General features: G+C 54.9%; 17 protein-coding genes. 6 read left to right on the top strand and 11 right to left on the bottom strand.

Features of this window, described 5'->3' with window-relative positions:
* Positions 1-71: 71 nt before the first annotated feature.
* Positions 72-2,462, bottom strand: coding sequence for a glucose/quinate/shikimate family membrane-bound PQQ-dependent dehydrogenase (locus FN037_RS19425; RefSeq protein ID WP_142502999.1), 2,391 nt, complete (start codon positions 2,460-2,462; stop codon positions 72-74).
* A 202-nt stretch (positions 2,463-2,664) separates the two neighbouring features.
* Here FN037_RS19425 and hpt point away from each other — a divergent pair, with 202 nt between their 5' ends.
* On the top strand, positions 2,665-3,201 hold the full coding sequence (gene hpt, locus FN037_RS19420) for a hypoxanthine phosphoribosyltransferase (RefSeq protein WP_142502998.1): 537 nt from the start codon (positions 2,665-2,667) through the stop codon (positions 3,199-3,201).
* A 61-nt stretch (positions 3,202-3,262) separates the two neighbouring features.
* Here hpt and can read toward each other — a convergent pair whose 3' ends face one another.
* Positions 3,263-3,925 carry a carbonate dehydratase gene (gene can / locus FN037_RS19415; protein WP_138361990.1) on the bottom strand — a complete coding sequence of 221 codons (663 nt, stop codon included), beginning with the start codon at positions 3,923-3,925 and terminating at the stop codon, positions 3,263-3,265.
* 107 nt (positions 3,926-4,032) lie between these two features.
* Between can and FN037_RS19410 the strand changes: the two genes are divergently transcribed.
* The 4 genes from FN037_RS19410 to FN037_RS19395 all read left to right on the top strand — a co-directional run bounded on the left by FN037_RS19410 (position 4,033) and on the right by FN037_RS19395 (position 7,598).
* Positions 4,033-4,959, top strand: coding sequence for an ABC transporter ATP-binding protein (locus FN037_RS19410; RefSeq protein WP_138361991.1), 927 nt, complete (start codon positions 4,033-4,035; stop codon positions 4,957-4,959).
* Positions 4,956-5,726 (top strand): ABC transporter permease, encoded by a 771-nt coding sequence (locus FN037_RS19405; protein ID WP_138361992.1) that lies wholly within the window; start codon positions 4,956-4,958, stop codon positions 5,724-5,726. The genes FN037_RS19410 and FN037_RS19405 overlap by 4 nt, the downstream gene beginning before the upstream one ends.
* Positions 5,727-5,846: 120 nt before the next feature.
* Positions 5,847-6,287: a PTS sugar transporter subunit IIA gene (locus tag FN037_RS19400; protein WP_138361993.1), complete on the top strand. Its 441-nt coding sequence runs from the start codon at positions 5,847-5,849 to the stop codon at positions 6,285-6,287.
* 57 nt (positions 6,288-6,344) lie between these two features.
* The gene (locus FN037_RS19395) at positions 6,345-7,598 is read left to right on the top strand and encodes a polysaccharide deacetylase family protein (protein WP_138362059.1); all 1,254 of its coding nucleotides are present in this window, start codon (positions 6,345-6,347) and stop codon (positions 7,596-7,598) included.
* A 1-nt stretch (position 7,599) separates the two neighbouring features.
* Here FN037_RS19395 and panD read toward each other — a convergent pair whose 3' ends face one another.
* The 9 genes from panD to thpR all read right to left on the bottom strand — a co-directional run bounded on the left by panD (position 7,600) and on the right by thpR (position 14,818).
* Positions 7,600-7,980 carry an aspartate 1-decarboxylase gene (gene panD / locus FN037_RS19390; RefSeq protein WP_138361994.1) on the bottom strand — a complete coding sequence of 127 codons (381 nt, stop codon included), beginning with the start codon at positions 7,978-7,980 and terminating at the stop codon, positions 7,600-7,602.
* A 94-nt stretch (positions 7,981-8,074) separates the two neighbouring features.
* Positions 8,075-8,929 carry a pantoate--beta-alanine ligase gene (gene panC, locus FN037_RS19385; protein ID WP_142502997.1) on the bottom strand — a complete coding sequence of 285 codons (855 nt, stop codon included), beginning with the start codon at positions 8,927-8,929 and terminating at the stop codon, positions 8,075-8,077.
* A 112-nt stretch (positions 8,930-9,041) separates the two neighbouring features.
* Positions 9,042-9,833 (bottom strand): 3-methyl-2-oxobutanoate hydroxymethyltransferase, encoded by a 792-nt coding sequence (gene panB, locus FN037_RS19380; protein WP_138361996.1) that lies wholly within the window; start codon positions 9,831-9,833, stop codon positions 9,042-9,044.
* 119 nt (positions 9,834-9,952) lie between these two features.
* The gene (gene folK / locus FN037_RS19375; protein ID WP_138361997.1) at positions 9,953-10,432 is read right to left on the bottom strand and encodes a 2-amino-4-hydroxy-6-hydroxymethyldihydropteridine diphosphokinase; all 480 of its coding nucleotides are present in this window, start codon (positions 10,430-10,432) and stop codon (positions 9,953-9,955) included.
* On the bottom strand, positions 10,429-11,826 hold the full coding sequence (pcnB, locus tag FN037_RS19370; RefSeq protein WP_138361998.1) for a polynucleotide adenylyltransferase PcnB: 1,398 nt from the start codon (positions 11,824-11,826) through the stop codon (positions 10,429-10,431). The genes folK and pcnB overlap by 4 nt, the downstream gene beginning before the upstream one ends.
* Before the next feature lie 178 nt (positions 11,827-12,004).
* Positions 12,005-12,886: a tRNA glutamyl-Q(34) synthetase GluQRS gene (gene gluQRS, locus FN037_RS19365; RefSeq protein WP_138361999.1), complete on the bottom strand. Its 882-nt coding sequence runs from the start codon at positions 12,884-12,886 to the stop codon at positions 12,005-12,007.
* A 60-nt stretch (positions 12,887-12,946) separates the two neighbouring features.
* Positions 12,947-13,402 carry an RNA polymerase-binding protein DksA gene (gene dksA, locus FN037_RS19360; RefSeq protein ID WP_004098689.1) on the bottom strand — a complete coding sequence of 152 codons (456 nt, stop codon included), beginning with the start codon at positions 13,400-13,402 and terminating at the stop codon, positions 12,947-12,949.
* Between the two features lie 163 nt (positions 13,403-13,565).
* Positions 13,566-14,282: a DNA/RNA nuclease SfsA gene (gene sfsA / locus FN037_RS19355; protein WP_142502996.1), complete on the bottom strand. Its 717-nt coding sequence runs from the start codon at positions 14,280-14,282 to the stop codon at positions 13,566-13,568.
* Entirely contained in the window at positions 14,282-14,818 is a 537-nt protein-coding gene (gene thpR / locus FN037_RS19350; protein WP_142502995.1) for an RNA 2',3'-cyclic phosphodiesterase, read from the bottom strand. Before thpR ends, sfsA begins: the two co-directional genes overlap by 1 nt.
* A 72-nt stretch (positions 14,819-14,890) precedes the next feature.
* Between thpR and hrpB the strand changes: the two genes are divergently transcribed.
* Positions 14,891-17,320 carry an ATP-dependent helicase HrpB gene (gene hrpB, locus FN037_RS19345; RefSeq protein WP_142502994.1) on the top strand — a complete coding sequence of 810 codons (2,430 nt, stop codon included), beginning with the start codon at positions 14,891-14,893 and terminating at the stop codon, positions 17,318-17,320.
* The last annotated feature ends 301 nt before the right edge of the window (positions 17,321-17,621 follow it).

Genomic DNA, 17,621 nt, shown 5'->3' with positions numbered 1-17,621 from the left:
CTGGGCCTGTCGTTCTGGTGAACGCGCCTGATGTGAACCATTAAAAAAGGCCCGGTTTCCGGGCCTTGCGTTTACTTCTCGTCGTCAGGTAAAGCGTAAGCGACGATGTAGTCGCCCATCTTCGTGCCAAACGAACCGTGACCGCCGGCAGAAATGACAACATACTGCCTGCCATTCACTTCATAGGTCATTGGGGTTGCCTGGCCGCCAGCAGGCAGACGGGCCTGCCATAACTTCTCACCGTTGCTCATATTGTATGCGCGCAGGTAATTATCCGCTGTCGCACCAATAAACAGCACATTACCGGCGGTTGAAATGGGGCCGCCTAGCATCGGCATACCCAGGGTGAACGGTAGCTTAATCGGCATCGGGAACGGCAGACTATCCTGCGGCGTACCGATACGTTTTTTCCAGATCACTTCGTTAGTTTTCAGATCCAGTGCGGAGATATAGCCCCAGGCAGGCTGTTTGCACGGCAGGCCAAACGGCGACAGGAACGGATTCAGCGTCACGCCATAAGGAACGCCGTACTGTGGCTGAATACCGGATTCGGTGCCGGAGCCTTTGGCGTCTTTCGGCTGCTCCATTGGATTACCGGGGCCGCGAGGGATCAGTTTTGACACAAACGGCAGCGCCATCGGGTTAGCAATAGCGACCTGACGGTTCGGATCGACGGAGATTCCGCCCCATTCGAACATACCCAGGTTGCCGGGGAAGACCAGCGTACCTTGCTCAGATGGCGGCGTAAAAATCCCGTCATAGCGTAACCGATGGAAGATAACGCGGCACACCAGCTGATCGAACAGGGTGGCGCCCCACATATCTGCGCCGGTCAGATCTTTCTTCGGGCGGAAGCTCAGGTCGGAGAACGGCTGAGTTTTCGCAACATAGTCACCTTTGGCCGCGCCCTGCGGAACCGGTTTTTCCGGCGCCGGGACAACCCGTTCTCCATTGCGGCGATCCAGCACAAAAATGTTGCCGGTTTTTGCCGGGGCGTAGATCACCGGAACGGTTTTGCCGTTAACGTCGATATCGGCCAGCGTTGGCTGCGACGGCATATCCATATCCCACAGATCGTGGTGAACGGTCTGATAACTCCACACCAGCTTACCGGTGGTGGCATTCAGCGCCACGATGGAGCTGGCATAACGTTCCTGTTCTGGCGTCCGGTTGCCGCCCCAGATATCCGGCGTGGTCACGCCCATGGGCAAATAGACCAGATCCAGCTTCGCATCATAGGCCGCTGGTGCCCAGGAGTTCGGCGAATTCAGGGTGAAATGATGTTCATCTGCCGGGATAGCGTTTGGATCTTTGGCACCCGGGTCGAATGCCCACAGCAGCTTACCGGTGTTGACGTCAAAACCGCGAATCACGCCCGACGGCTCGCGGGTTGAGAAGTTATCAGTCACAGCACCGGCGATGACAATGGTTTTGTCGGTAATAATCGGCGGTGAAGTGGGTTCATACATGCCTGGTGTGGTGACCGGCATATTGGTTTGCAGGTTGAGAATGCCTTTATTAGCAAAGGATTCACACAGCTTTCCGTTGTCGGCGTTGATGGCGAACAGCCGACCATCGTTGACCGGCAGAATGATACGGCGCGGGCAGTCTGCAAGCACATCGGCAGGCGTGTTATCTGCTTTGGCCTCATGATAAGAGACACCACGGCAGGTAACGTGCTGGAAGGACGGGTTGGCATTGAGCTGCGGATCGAAATGCCACTTCTCTTTCCCGGTGGCCGCATCAAGGGCGAACAGACGCTGATGAGCGGTACAGAGGTAGAGCGTGTCGCCGACTTTGATCGGCGTCACTTCGTTGGTGATTTCACCCGGATCGTTAGGTTGTTTGAGATCCCCGGTACGGAAAACCCACGCTTTCTTCAGGTTCTTCACGTTATCGGCATTGATCTGTTTCAGCGGCGAGTAACGCTGGCCTTCCTGATTACGGCCATATGCCGGCCAGTCGCTATCGGCAACATCGGAGATGGCTGCAGCGGGCGTCGCATCAGCGTTCAATGTACCATTGATCTCCTGCGGGTCGTTGAAGCCAGCCCAGGTCAGGATGCCGCCGCTGATCAGCAGGGCGATAACCAGTCCGGCCACCGCGCCGCTGGATGGAACAGGCAGACGACGCCAGACAAAGGGCAGAATAAGCCAGATGCCGAAGAAGACCAGGATATCGCTGCGCGGCGTCAGCGCCCAGAAATCGAAGCCAACCTCCCATACGCCCCAGATCATGGTCGCCAGCAGTAGTGCGGCGTAAAGCCAAAGTGCAGAACGCTTACCGCGGAGTAGCATAACGGTAACACCCAGCATCACCAGGCCTGCGATAGGGTAATACCATGAGCCGCCAATCGCGACCAGCCACACTCCGCCGATCAAAAGATACAGGCCACAGAACGCTGCAAAAAGTGCCGTCAGCGTCACGAGTCGCCGTGATTGTTGATTTTTTGTTTCTGCCATAAAAAAACACTCGGTTGTTTGTAAATTTTTAACTGCAATTAATTATAGGATTTAACAAGTGTGACCGATATCACAAAATTGGCTTTATTAATCCCTACACCGTAAATTTCTTTTTACTGGTATACTGCGTGGCTTGCCGGTCAATGTCGGCTGCGATAGCAGCGGATTTGATGATTTATATTAAGAATCAAATGGTTAGTTTATGAAACATACTGTAGAAGTGATGATCCCGGAAACCGAGATCAAAGCCCGTATCGCTGAGCTGGGGCATCAAATCAACGAACGTTACAAAGAGAGCGGTAGCGAAATGGTGCTGGTGGGGCTATTACGCGGTTCATTTATGTTTATGGCCGACCTGTGTCGTGAAGTTCAGGTACCACATGAAGTCGATTTCATGACCGCTTCCAGCTACGGTAGCGGTATGTCTACTACCCGTGATGTAAAAATCCTCAAAGACCTGGATGAAGATATCCGCGGTAAAGATGTGCTGATCGTGGAAGATATCATCGACTCTGGCAACACGCTGTCAAAAGTGCGTGAAATTCTTAGCCTGCGCGAACCAAAATCACTGGCAATTTGTACTTTGCTGGACAAGCCAAGCCGTCGTGAAGTGGATGTTCCGGTGGAGTTTGTTGGTTTTGCCATCCCTGATGAGTTCGTCGTGGGCTACGGCATTGATTATGCTCAGCGCTATCGCCATCTGCCGTATATCGGCAAAGTGATTCTGCTGGACGAGTAAGATTTTACACCCTATCCCGGAGCGTGCTGCCGCTTATCCGGGATAGATGCAAGCGGGTGAGTTACCTGTGGCTGGCGTGCCGGCTTTTAATGTTGGAAATGCCCTGGCGATAGCGCTGTTCCAGCGTTTCACGGCTGACGGCGGTCACGTCAAGATCGCGTAACATCCCATCGTGGATACCGTAAGCCCAGCCGTGGATAGTCACTTTTTGTCCGCGTTTCCATGCCGACTGCATAATTGTGGAATGCCCCAGGTTGTAGACCTGTTCCATCACATTCAATTCGCAAAGGGTGTCCAGACGACGCTCTTCCGGCATGTCGCCCAGCAATGAGCTGTGTTTAAACCAGATATCGCGAATATGTAGCAGCCAGTTGTCGATAAGACCGAGTTCGGTATTTTCAACTGCCGCCTGTACGCCGCCGCAGCCATAGTGGCCGCAAATGATGATATGCTCAACCTCCAGTACGTCAACGGCGTATTGCACAACGGAAAGACAGTTCAGGTCGGTATGAATCACCAGATTAGCGACGTTACGGTGGACGAACAGTTCGCCAGGTTCCAGGCCAGTCAAACGTTCAGCGGGGACGCGGCTATCAGAACATCCAATCCACAGAAAGCGCGGTTTCTGCGTATGTGCCAGTTTTTCAAAAAAACCGGGGTCTTCCTCCACCAGCATTTTTGACCATAGTGCATTATTGCTGATGAGTGTATCTATATCGTTCATGGATGTTTACGGGCCTGTAACCAAGTAAGTGCGTTGCGCTAATATAGGTTAACCTTACCGTTTTTAAAACAACCCATCGCGTGTCAGGACACGAGAAGAGATATTTAATGACCATTGCTCTGGAACTAAAACAGCTGAAGAAAACCTACCCCGGCGGGGTTCAGGCGCTGCGAGGAATCGATCTGCAGGTTGAAGCTGGCGATTTCTACGCGCTCCTGGGGCCAAACGGCGCCGGGAAATCCACCACTATTGGCATTATCAGTTCACTGGTAAATAAAACCTCCGGCGAGGTCAATGTATTTGGCTATGACCTGCAAAAAGATGTGGTCAACGCGAAACGGCAGCTCGGCCTGGTGCCGCAGGAGTTCAATTTTAACCCCTTTGAAACCGTACAACAGATCGTCGTCAATCAGGCGGGCTACTATGGCGTTGAACGTAAGGTAGCCACTGCTCGTAGTGAAAAGTATCTCAAACAGCTCGATCTTTGGGAAAAACGTCATGAACGCGCGCGGATGCTCTCCGGCGGGATGAAACGTCGCCTGATGATTGCCAGGGCGTTAATGCATGAGCCTAAGCTATTGATTCTTGATGAGCCAACGGCGGGGGTGGATATTGAACTTCGCCGCTCAATGTGGGGATTTTTGAAAGATTTAAATGATAAAGGCACCACGATTATCCTGACCACGCACTATCTGGAAGAAGCTGAGATGCTGTGTCGCAACATCGGCATTATTCAGCGTGGTGAACTGGTGGAAAACACCTCAATGAAAGCGCTGCTTTCCAAGCTGAAATCAGAGACGTTTATTCTCGATCTGGCGCCCAAAAGCCCGTTACCGGTACTGGAGGGTTACCACTATCGCCTGGTTGATACCTCGACGCTGGAGGTTGAAGTGCTGCGTGAGCAGGGAATTAACAGCGTATTTACCCAGTTGAGTGCGCAGGGAATACAGGTGTTAAGTATGCGTAATAAGGCTAACCGCCTGGAAGAGCTGTTTGTCACGCTGGTACATGAAAGAAAAGGAGAATCAGCATGATACAGCTGTACTGGATTGCGCTGAAAAGCATCTGGACCAAAGAAATTCATCGTTTTATGCGCATCTGGATCCAGACTCTGGTACCGCCGGTTATTACGATGACCCTCTACTTTGTTATCTTCGGCAATCTGATCGGCTCGCGTATTGGTGAAATGCACGGTTTTACCTATATGCAGTTTATTGTGCCGGGTCTGATTATGATGGCGGTGATCACCAACTCTTATGCCAACGTGGCTTCTTCTTTCTTTAGCGCAAAATTTCAGCGCAATATTGAAGAGCTGCTGGTCGCGCCAGTGCCTACGCATGTGGTTATTGCCGGTTATGTTGGCGGCGGCGTCGCCCGTGGTCTGTGCGTCGGGATTCTGGTAACCGCGATATCGCTGTTTTTCGTTCCGTTTCAGGTTCACTCCTGGCTATTTGTTGCTTTGACGCTGATATTGACCGCAGTGTTATTTTCCCTTGCGGGCCTGTTGAATGCGGTATTTGCCAAAACGTTTGATGATATCAGCCTGATTCCGACCTTTGTACTGACGCCGCTGACCTATCTGGGGGGGGTTTTTTATTCTTTGACGCTACTGCCGCCGTTCTGGCAAGGGCTGTCGCACCTGAATCCTATCGTCTACATGATCAGCGGTTTCCGCTATGGTTTCCTCGGCATTAACGATGTGCCACTGGCCACCACTGTTGGCGTGCTGGTGGTGTTTATCATCACCTTTTATTTATTGTGCTGGTATCTGATTCAGCGTGGGCGCGGGCTCCGCAGCTAATGAATTCAGCAGTAGCGCTTCGCGGCCCATCAAGCGAAGCGCTATCAGGCAATCTTTGACTGTCATCACCGATATTCATCACTTTCCTTGTTAGATTGTTTGCTTGCTAAGGAGGGGGCGATGTTAGGTTGGGTAATTATCTGCCATGATGAACTGGCGCAGGAAATGCGGGATCGTCTGGAGAAAAAGTTTGGCCCTCTGGCGCAATGCCGGGCGGTGAATTATTGGCGTAATCTCAGCAGTAATATGTTGAGTCGCATGATGTGCGATGCGCTGCATGAGACGGACAGCGGCGAAGGGGTGATTTTTCTTACCGATAAAACCGGCGCGGCGCCTTATCGCGTGGCAGCGCTGATGAGCCATAAACATACCCATTGCGAAGTGATCTCCGGGATTAGTTACCCCCTGCTGGAGGAGATGTATCTCCTGCGCCAGACGCTGAGCAGCGCGGCCTTTCGTCAGGCCATCGTCAGCGCCGGCGGCCCTGCCGTCAGCAGCCTTTGGCATCAGCAGCAAAAAAATCCGCCTTTCCGGCTGTTGCATGAGCCGTACGGGAATTAAGCATTGGTATTGATAGCGCTTTTGTTACAATGATAACCGCCTTTGTTTACCGGTTCGATACGCATGTTTGCCCGAGTTCTTGCTTTACTTTTCCTGTTTATGTCACTTAGCGTTTCCGCCAGTCTGCTCACTCCGCAGAGTGCCTCTGTTCGTTACATGCAAACCACGGAAAATGCCGATATCTGGGCGCAGGTTGGTCATCAGGTGGTGAGCGTGGGCAACGTAAGGGCAGGGCAAATTCTGGCGGTGATGCCATCAGCGGCTGATTACGACACGTTTAATTTTGGTTTTGCGACGGGTTTTATTGATAAAGGGCATCTGCAGCCGGTGCGGGGTAAACGGCGGGTTGAAGATAGCCTGGGTGACCTGAACAAACCGCTGAGCAATCAAAACCTCATTACCTGGAAAGATACGCCGGTCTATAATGCGCCTTCTATCGGTAGCGAGAAGTTTGGCATGCTGGCCAGTAATTTGCGCTATCCCATTATTAGCAAGCTTAAAGACAGGCTGCATCAAACCTGGTTTCAGATCCGCATCGGCAACCGGCTGGCATGGGTGAGTAGCCTGGACGCGCAGATAGACAATGGCATTCCAGTGCTCACTTATCATCATATCCTGCGTGACGAAGAAAACACCCGATTCCGCCATACGTCGACCACCACCTCCGTACGCGCCTTCAGCAACCAGATGACCTGGCTACGCGACCAGGGTTATACCACTCTGAGCATGTATCAGCTGGAAGGTTATCTGCACAATAGCGTGAATCTTCCTGCGCGTGCTGTCGTTATTACTTTTGACGATGGTCTGAAGTCGGTCAATCGCTATGCGTATCCCATACTCAAACGGTATGGTTTTCATGCGACGGCGTTTATTATCTCGTCACGCATCAAGCGCCACCCACAGAAATGGGCGCCGAACTCGTTGCAGTTTATGAGCGTTTCTGAATTAAAACAGATTCAGGACGTCTTTGATATCCAGTCGCATACGCATTTTCTGCACCGGGTTGATGCACATCGCCATCCGATCCTGCTCAGCCGCAGTTATCATAATATTTTGTTCGATTTTGAACATTCACGGCGGGCGCTGGCGCAGTTTAATCCGCATGTAATCTATCTTTCTTACCCTTTTGGCGGCTATAACGCGACGGCGATCAACGCGGCCAACGACGCCGGTTTTCACATGGCGGTGACGACGGTGAGAGGAAAGGTCAAACCGGGAGATAATCCGTTCTTATTGAAAAGACTCTATATTTTAAGAACGGATTCACTGGAGACCATGTCGCGGATGATTAGCAACCAGCCGCAGGGGTAAATCAGGCCACCTGCACCGGAATTGCTTTTGCCTGGCGCTTCATTTCATTGTCGCCTTCAAAATAGGCGATTTTCGGCTGCCAGCTGCGGGCCTCTTCGTCAGGCATAGTCACGAAGCTGGCGATAATCAGAATATCGCCGACGCTCGCGCAGTGCGCCGCCGCGCCGTTGACGGAAATTATTCGCGAACCGCGTTCCGCGGCGATGGCGTAGGTGGAAAAGCGCTTACCGTTGGTCACGTTCCAGATATGAATGGCCTCATTCTCAAGAATGCCGGATGCATCGAGAAAATCCTGATCAATAGCGCAGGAGCCTTCATAGTGCAGGTCGGCCTGCGTGACTTTAACGCGGTGGAGTTTGCCCTGCAGCATATTACGAATCATAACGTCTACCTTTAAAGCTTATTGATAACAAAGCGGATGCGGCACCCGCTTTGAGGAAATTCCAGGCAAGTATTGCCCGATTTTTAACCCCTGTCTACCGGGCGAGCGTCACGATCTGGTTGTCGATCAGTCGTGCCTGGCCGAGCCATGCGGCCATCAGGATCACTGCCCGTTTACTGGTTTCCGTCAGCTCAAGCAGCGTGTCGGCGTCGCGGATCTGAATATCATCGGCACGAAAGCCTTTCTCGTTCAACTCCTGAGCCGCGATGGCAATTAGCTCATCAGGATTACGCGCATCGGCTGCCAGTTTTTCTGCCATGTTGCTCATTACCTGATGCAGCCCCGGCGCAATTTTGCGCTGATCGGCGCTGAGATAGCCGTTACGCGAGCTCAGCGCCAGGCCATCTTTGGCGCGTATAATGGGTACGCCGATAATCTCGATGTCATAGCCCATATCGGCCACCATCTTGCGAATCAGCGCCAGTTGCTGGAAATCTTTTTCGCCGAAGCAGGCGACATCCGGCTGAACCAGGTTGAACAGCTTACTGACGATGGTGGAAACGCCGCGGAAGTGACCCGGACGGCTGGCGCCTTCAAGCATGGTCGACAGGCCGGGAACATCAACGTAAGTCTGGTTTTCGGTCCCCAGGGGATAGATTTCCGCCGGGGCCGGCGCGAAGACAAAATCGACGTTACGTTTATTCAGCTTTTCGCAATCCTCCTGCAGCGTGCGCGGGTAGCGCGTTAAATCATCGGCGCGATCAAACTGCATTGGGTTGACGAAAATACTGACTACCACAATGTCCGCGCTGGCTTTCGCCGTCTCCACCAGCTTCATATGCCCTTCGTGCAGGTTGCCCATGGTGGGAACCAGCGCAATGCGTTGACCTTCCTGGCGTAAACGACGGATATGCTGGCGCAGTAGCGGCAGGGTTTCAATAATCAGCACAACAACACTCCTGTAGCGCTAAACCTTATCCCCGCGTGGCGGGCGACAGGTTCGTATGGTCTGATAACCCGGGTAAGACGATGACGCCGCCACCCGGGGATGCCTGAGAAATTTAATGGAAACTGTGTTCATCTCCCGGATAAACGCCGGCTTCTACTTCGGCAATATATTGCCGCACCGCAGCGCGCATATCGCCCGCCGTGCTAAGGAAATTTTTGGCGAATTTCGGTATATGGCCGCCGGTAATACCGAAGGCGTCATGCATCACGAGGATTTGCCCGTCGGTAACGTTGCCTGCGCCGATGCCGATCACCGGGATGCTTAGCGTTTCAGTGATGCGTTTCGCCAGCTCGACCGGCACGCACTCCAGCACCAGCAACTGCGCGCCAGCCGCCTCTAATGCCAGCGCATCATCAAGCAAAACTTGCCCGGCATCGCCGCGTCCCTGGATTTTGTAACCCCCGAAGACATTCACCGACTGGGGCGTCAGGCCGAGATGTCCGCACACCGGTACTGCGCGCTCGGTAAGCATTTTTACGGTATCAGCCAGCCATGCGCCGCCCTCGATTTTCACCATATTGGCCCCGGCGCGCATCACGACAGCGGCGTTCCCGAAAGCGTGTTCCGGTGTGGCGTAAGCCATAAACGGCAGATCCGCGAGCAGCAGGCAGTTCGGCGCGCCGCGACGCACCGCACGGGTGTGGTAGGCGATATCTTCTACTGTCACTGGCAGAGTGGAATCGTGGCCCTGTACCGTCATGCCCAGCGAGTCTCCGACCAGCAGCACGTTAATCCCTTCGTCTGCAAACAGCTTCGCAAAGCTGTAGTCATAGGCGGTGATGGTAGCGAAGCGCTTCTTCTCCTGTTTGCATTTCTGCAGCAGGGCGATAGTCGTCGGTTTCATAACGTTTCCTGATGATGAAAGTCATATTAATCGGCATTCTAACAGCAGTACTCGGGGGGGCAATGGTTTTAGGCAACCGATTACCACGATTGCCGCCATTGTTGAAAAACGGAGAAATATTACCAGAACGCGGGTTTATCCGCGGCGAGATTCGCCAGAACGGTACTTAGCGCCAGCCCGTCCGGGAAACGCAGTTCCGGGGCGATTTCAAATAGCGGCCACAGCATAAAACCACGGTTTTTCATATCGTAGTGCGGAACGGTCAGGCGCGAGGTATTTATCACCTCTTCGCCGAACAGCATGATATCGAGATCCAGCGTGCGCGGCCCCCAGCGTTCGGCTTTACGCGTGCGTCCCTGCTGGCGTTCGATGCGCTGGGTATGGTTGAGCAGCGCTTCAGCTGTAAGCGTGGTTTCCAGCGCAACGGCGGCGTTCAGGTAGTCAGGCTGATCCTGTGGCCCCAGCGGCGGCGTACGGTAGAATGAGGATACGCTGACTACCTGGCTGTCAGGAATTTCCGCCAGCGCGCTAATGGCAGCGTTGACCTGCGCCAGCGGCGAGGCGAGGTTGCTGCCGATGGCAATCCAGGCGCGGGTCATGCGCTACCTTCGCGGCGAGGCGCGCGTTTGCGCGGACGACGGTGACGGCGGCGGGGAGCAGGATCGTCCCCCAAATCGTCAAGCATATCTTTCTGATCTGGCGGTGTGGCGACCTGAAATTCGCCCCACCATTTGGTCAGACGCTGCAGTTCGCTGTTGTTTTCCGCACCCGCGCGCAGCTCCAGCAGATCGTAGGCGGCGCGGAATTTTGGATGCTCCAGCAGTTTCCATGCGCGTTTGCCCTGGCGGCGAGACATCCGTAGCTGAAGCTGCCAGATATCGCGCACCAGCGTGGTGATGCGTTTAGGGATCGCCAGCGTGCGGCAGGCTTCATCCAGCACGTCGTTCATCGCCAGCGCGAAGGCATCGTAGTAGGCCAGACCGCTCTCCTGGGCGATTTTCTGCGCCGTTTCCAGCAGTGGATACCAGAATATCACCGCAAACAGGAACGCCGGGTTAACGCGCATATCGTTGCGAATACGGTTATCGGTATTTTTCAGCACCTGGCTGATGATGCGCTCCATCGGACTATCGCCGCGCTCGGTGAAATAGCGGGTAATGCTGGGGAACAGGGGCTGGAACAGATTGTATTCGCGCAGCAGGAGGTAGGTTTGATATCCGTCGCCGGCCTGCAGCAACTTTAATACCTCTTCAAACAGACGCGCCGGGGGCACATCGTGCAGCAGCGTCGCCAGGCGTGGAATCGGCTCGGCGGTTTCTTCGCTGATACTCATGTTCAGCTTGGCCGCAAAACGCACTGCGCGCAGCATCCGCACCGGGTCTTCGCGATAGCGGGTTTCCGGATCGCCGATCAGGCGGATCACGCCATCCTGCAGATCTTTCATGCCGCCGACATAGTCGCGCACGCTAAAATCAGCCACGCTGTAATAAAGGCTGTTGATAGTGAAATCACGGCGCTGGGCATCTTCTTCAATTGAACCGAAGATATTGTCGCGCAGCAGCATGCCGTTCTGACCGCGCTGAGAGGTGACGCGATCGGTGGTGTGGCCTTCGTGATGGCCGCGGAAGGTGGCGACTTCAATAATTTCCGGCCCGAACATCACGTGCGCCAGGCGGAAGCGACGGCCTACCAGACGGCAGTTGCGGAACAGTTTACGTACCTGCTCAGGTGTCGCATTGGTGGTAACGTCGAAATCTTTGGGCTTTTTGCCTAGCAGCAGGTCGCGAACCCCGCCGCCGACCAGCCACGACTCGTAGCCCGCTTTATTGAGTCTGTACATGACCTTGAGAGCGTTTTCACTGATATCTTTGCGGGAAATTGCATGCTGATCTCGCGGGATAACCGTCATATGTTGCTGTTCAACGGCGGCTTCAGTCTCGCGTTCTTCACGGCTTAGCACCTTACGGCAAAAATTAGCGACTCGGGTAAAAATGGTACACCTCGTAGTGTCAGACGGACTTCAGGACAAAAATATTACTCTATGCATTGCGGATTGCAGCAAGATGGTAAACTTGCGACGCCCGGACGCACAGAAAAGCAACGGACCGGGGGAAACAAGCGCAGCCAACGCCGGAGCAACCTGAAAGTCGACGAGTAAAAATAGCGGCTAATCATAGCTCAGGAGAAAGCGTTTGAGAATGCTGGATTTGTTCCAGCCGCCAGTTTGCTACCGCGTGCTTGAGTAAATCTTCAATACTCAACGCCTGCCATTCCTGAATAACATCCTGGTTAAGAAACGTTAACGCCCGCACAATTTCCGGGCGCGGATCGCCTTGCGAAAGCGCAGGCGCATGGTTTTGCTTCGACAGTTTATTGCCCTGCGCATTAAGGGCCAGCGGCAAATGGATATAGTCCGGCGCCTGCCAGCCAAAATGCTGATAGAGCGAAATCTGCCGCACCGTCGGCTCGATAAGATCGGCGCCGCGGACAATTTCGCTGACGCCCTGAAAGTGATCGTCCACGACCACCGCAAGATTATAGGCGAACAGGCCGTCGCGGCGATGGATAATGAAATCTTCACGCGCCAGCGGTTCGTCGGCGATAATGGTGCCGCGCAGCCGATCGTAAAATGCCAGCACCGGGCGGGTTTGCCGCAACCGCAAAGCGGCGTTTTCTGCGCCGAGCCTTAAACTCCGGCAATGGCCATCATACAGGCCGCCAATTGCGTGAATGCGCGCACGGGGACAGGTGCAGTAATAGCAAAGTCCCTGCTCATGCAGCCAGGCCAGGCGTTCGCGATAAGCGTCATGGCGCTGCGACTGCCAGAGCACTTCGCCGTCCCAGTGCAGGCCGTAATGTTCTAACTGACGGAGAATCGTCTCTGCGGCACCGGGGATTTCACGCGGCGGATCGATATCTTCTATGCGTACGCGCCAGATACCGTTCTGCGCCCGTGCCTGTAGATAGCTGCCAAGCGCGGCAATCAATGAGCCGAAGTGAAGTTCGCCGGAAGGTGAGGGAGCAAAGCGCCCGATATAGTGTGAATCTTTCATGAGGTGACAAAAACATCAGGGCGGGAGAAAACTCCCGCCGGAAAGATGCCAGCGAAGTGATTAGCCTGCCATCTGTTTTTCGCGAATTTCCGCCAGCGTTTTGCAATCAATGCACAGGTCAGCGGTCGGGCGCGCTTCCAGACGACGGATACCAATCTCGACGCCACAGGATTCACAGAAGCCGAAATCTTCGTCTTCCACTTTTTTCAGTGTTTTCTCGATCTTTTTGATCAGTTTACGTTCGCGATCGCGGTTACGCAGCTCCAGGCTGAACTCCTCTTCCTGAGCGGCACGGTCTACCGGATCCGGAAAATTAGCGGCTTCATCCTGCATATGCGTTACGGTGCGATCCACTTCATCCCTAAGTTGATTACGCCATGCTTCAAGAATGCGCTTGAAGTGCGCCAGCTGGGCTTCGTTCATATACTCTTCGCCCGGCTTCACTTGGTACGGCTCCACCCCAGCGATGGAGAGAATACTCAGGGACGATGTTTTACGGTTTTGCCCTTCTTGCATGTTGCTTCTCCTTAACACGCACTATCGATCCCCGTGTTGGGGGAAAATCAGGCCGCTATAAATAGCAGATGCTTTTCCGGATAGCAATTATCTAAACGTTACACTTGACAACCCTGTGAAGAAAAGCGTATTCGCGCTCACGATCAGAATACTATTTAGCCGTTTACTTACCGGGGGTTAACGCCACGGTAATCGGATTATTCAGAGTCATCATTTCAGTAGAAAGTTCCGCCTTGTATGCGAGAATTTCTACCCCCTTGCTTTGCGCTTCAATCAATAACTGTGCGTATCTGGCATCAATATGATGCGCGGGTGAGAAACGGTCGATTGCCGAATGCAGCACGGCGAAAAGAATCACTGCCCGTTTACCCGTCGCCGCGACGCTCATCAGTTCCCGCAGGTGCTTCTGACCGCGCACGGTGACCGCATCGGGAAAATAACCGTATTCTTTCTCCGCCAACGTAACCGATTTCACTTCAATATAGCAGTCTTGTTGGCAATCTGCCTGTAACAAAATATCAATGCGGCTGCCTTCATCACCGTATTTCACTTCGCTTTTAAGCGTTTGATAACCCAAAAGCTGCGGAATATTTCCCGCCAGAATCGCCTCTTTCGCCAGGGCGTTGGCGCGTAGAGTATTCACACAAATTACCGCGCCTTGTGCGGTTTCCGTTAATTCCCACGTATGCGCATATTTGCGCTTAGGATTCTCCGAGGTGGAATACCAGACAGTATCGCCGGGTTCGGCGCAACCGGTCATCGCGCCGGTGTTGGGACAGTGCAGGGTCAGCTCGCGGTCATCAGGGGTTACTACGTCGGCGAGAAACCGCTTGTAACGTTTAATTAAGGTGGCGGACTGTAGCGGAGGAGTAAATTGCATCAGCTTTCCTTGTCGAAAGGGTAACGTTCCAGCACGTTGTAGCGGGTACGTCCGCGGCTAAAACCGGACTCGTAGAGCACAAATTCATTGACCGCAAACGACCAGTTGAAGCCGGGCGGCGGAATAGGCACCGCGTGGCGCACGTCGCGCAGCAGGGTGATATGAGGATGGAACGGCTGCGGGCTCTGGTAGCAGCCGCTACGGGCCGCCTGGGCGCGCAGCATATTCGCCAGTTGCAGCACCCCACGCGGCGGCTGACGAATGCCCAGCCACACCACCCGTGAGCGCAGCCACTGCCCGGCATCGTCAAGGGTCAGGGTAAAGCCCGGCTGGCGAATACGACCGGCCATCGCCGCCAGCGCCCGCTGTTTTTCCGCGCTGACTTCGCCGAGAAACGCCAGCGTCAGATGGAGGTTATCCGCTGCGACTGGCCGACCAGCATCGGCGAGAAAGCAGGCGGCGCGCCAGTGAACGATCTGCTGCTGAACCTCGTCAGGAAGTTCAAGGGCGAAAAACAGCCTTTTCGGCTTGGACATGATAGAGACTCGGTAATGAATTATCAGAATGCTACAATGCCAGCCTTCAAATGTTAACCTCCGGAGTTTTTCGTGTCTTCATTGCCGGTTGCCGCCGTTCTCCCTGAACTTCTCTCTGCCCTGCGGCATGCGCCGCAGGTTCTGCTCAATGCGCCGACCGGTGCCGGGAAATCCACCTGGCTGCCGCTGCGTATTCTCGCGGAAGGTGAAATTAACGGTCGTATTATCCTGCTGGAGCCGCGACGGCTGGCGGCGCGGAATGTGGCGCAAAGGCTGGCGGAACAGCTAGGGGAGAAACCCGGCGAGAGCGTGGGCTATCGTATGCGCGCTGAGACCTGTGTCGGACCGGATACACGTCTTGAAGTGGTGACGGAAGGCATTCTGACACGCATGATCCAGCGCGATCCTGAACTGACCGATGTCGGGCTAGTGATCCTTGATGAATTCCACGAGCGCAGCCTGCAGGCGGATCTGGCGCTGGCGCTGCTGCTGGATGTTCAGCAGGGGTTTCGCGACGATCTCAGGTTGCTGATCATGTCGGCAACCCTGGATAACGACCGTCTGCAGCGGTTGCTGCCGGATGCGCCGGTAATTGTTTCTGAAGGGCGTGCATTTCCGGTTGAGCGGCGTTTTGCGCCACTGCCGATCCACCAGCGATTTGATGAGGCGGTGGCTATTGCCGCCAGCGAGTTGCTGCGCGGTGAAAGCGGATCGATGCTGCTGTTTCTGCCCGGCATCGGGGAAATTCAGCGGGTGCAGGAGCAACTGGCTGAACGAGTGGCGAACGATGTTGTCCTCTGTCCGCTGTATGGTGCGCTGCCGCTGAGCGCACAGCGTAAGGCGATACTTCCCGCTCCTGCCGGGATGCGTAAGGTGGTGCTGGCGACCAATATTGCTGAAACCAGTCTGACCATTGAAGGTATTCGCCTGGTGGTCGATAGCGCACAGGAACGGGTCGCCCGCTTTGATGCCCGGACGGGATTAACCCGTCTGGTGACGCAGCGTATTAGTCAGGCCTCAATGACCCAGCGCGCCGGACGCGCCGGGCGGCTGGCGCCGGGGATCTGTCTGCATCTGATGAGTAAAGAGCAGGCCGAGCGCGCGGCGGCGCAGAGCGATCCGGAAATTCTGCACAGCGATCTGTCGGCGCTGTTGCTGGAGCTTTTACTGTGGGGATGTCCGGAACCGTCCCAGCTTCGCTGGCTGGATCTGCCGCCCGCGGTTAACCTGGCGGCGGCCCGTCGTTTGCTGACGGCGCTCTCTGCGCTGGATGGCGAACGGTTGTCGGCGCATGGGCGCAAAATGGCCGCTCTGGGTAACGATCCACGGCTGGCGGCGGTGCTGACAGCCGCAGATGATGCTGATGGCGTGGCGACGGCAGCAAAGCTGGCGGCGATCCTCGAAGAGCCGCCGCGCGGCGGTAGTGGCGATCTCAGTACCGTGTTTTCCCGTCAGCAGAGCAACTGGCAGCAGCGGGCGCAGCAACTAATGAAACGGCTGGCGGCTCGCAGCGGCCAGCCTGATGCGGATCGTATGGCCGAGCTTCTGGTTGCCGCGTTTGCCGATCGTATCGCTCAGCGTCGTGGTCAGGAGGGGCGCTATCAACTGGCGAACGGGATGGGGGCGATGCTTGACGTCGATGATGCGCTGAATCGCCACGAATGGCTGATTGCCCCGCTGTTGTTGCAGGGCAGTTCATCGCCGGATGCGCGGATCTTACTGGCGCTGCCGGTGGATATTCACGCGCTGATCGCCCGGTGCCCGTTGCTGGCCCGGTGCGCCGATATTGTGGAGTGGGATGACGCGCTGGGTACCCTGAAGGCCTGGCGACGCACCTGCATTGGTCAACTGGTGATCAAGACTCAGCCGCTGGCGAAGCCTTCTGAAGAAGAGCTGCATCAGGCGATGCTCAACGGTATCCGTGATAAAGGATTAAGCGTGCTCAACTGGACGCCGGAGGCGGAGCAACTGCGTCTGCGACTGCATTGCGCCGCGCAGTGGTTGCCGGAAGAGGCATGGCCGGCAGTGGATGATGCTTCGCTGCTGGCATCCCTTGAGGCCTGGCTGCTGCCGCAGATGAGCGGAGTCCACTCTTTGCGCGCGCTGAAGGCGCTGGATGTGCGTCAGGCGCTGCAAAACTGGCTGCCGTGGCCGCTGCGCCAGAAGCTGGATAGCGAACTGCCCACGCACTACACGGTGCCTGGCGGTAGCCGCATCGCGATTCGTTACCACGCTGAAAACCCACCGGCGCTGGCGGTACGGATGCAGGAGATGTTTGGCGAAGCCACTACGCCGGTTATCGCTCGGGGGCGCGTGCCGCTGGTGCTGGAGCTGCTTTCACCCGCGCAGCGTCCGCTGCAAATCACCCGCGATTTGGCCGCGTTCTGGCAGGGGAGCTACCGCGAAGTACAAAAAGAGATGAAAGGGCGCTACCCGAAGCATGTCTGGCCGGACGATCCGGTCAATACCGCCCCAACCCGGCGCAGCAAAAAGTATTCATAGCGTGTTGGTGACTGTCCCGGTTCCGGTGGGAATAGAATGTATTTTTATGTCATTAAAAAACATAATTATTTCCATTTTTGGCGCTGGTGAACATGTAAAATGCTGGTTAAGAATGTCGCGGTTTAGTGCTATCCTGTCTCTTTCGGGCAGGCAGGGCGATGTCATGAACTGTTTTGCTGATGATGCTTCTAATTATTTGATTTATATGTTTAATTTAAATTAAAAATGATACAAGCAAAATGATCATCCATGGCGTCATCCATGGCGTCATCCATGAATGGCAGCCTGAAGGCCAGGAGAT

The organism is Klebsiella sp. 2680 (assembly GCF_900198535.1).
Taxonomy (GTDB): Bacteria; Pseudomonadota; Gammaproteobacteria; order Enterobacterales; family Enterobacteriaceae; genus Klebsiella; species Klebsiella indica.
The sequence above is the reverse complement of the archived record's forward strand: the minus strand, read 5'-3'. Positions and strand labels throughout refer to the sequence as shown.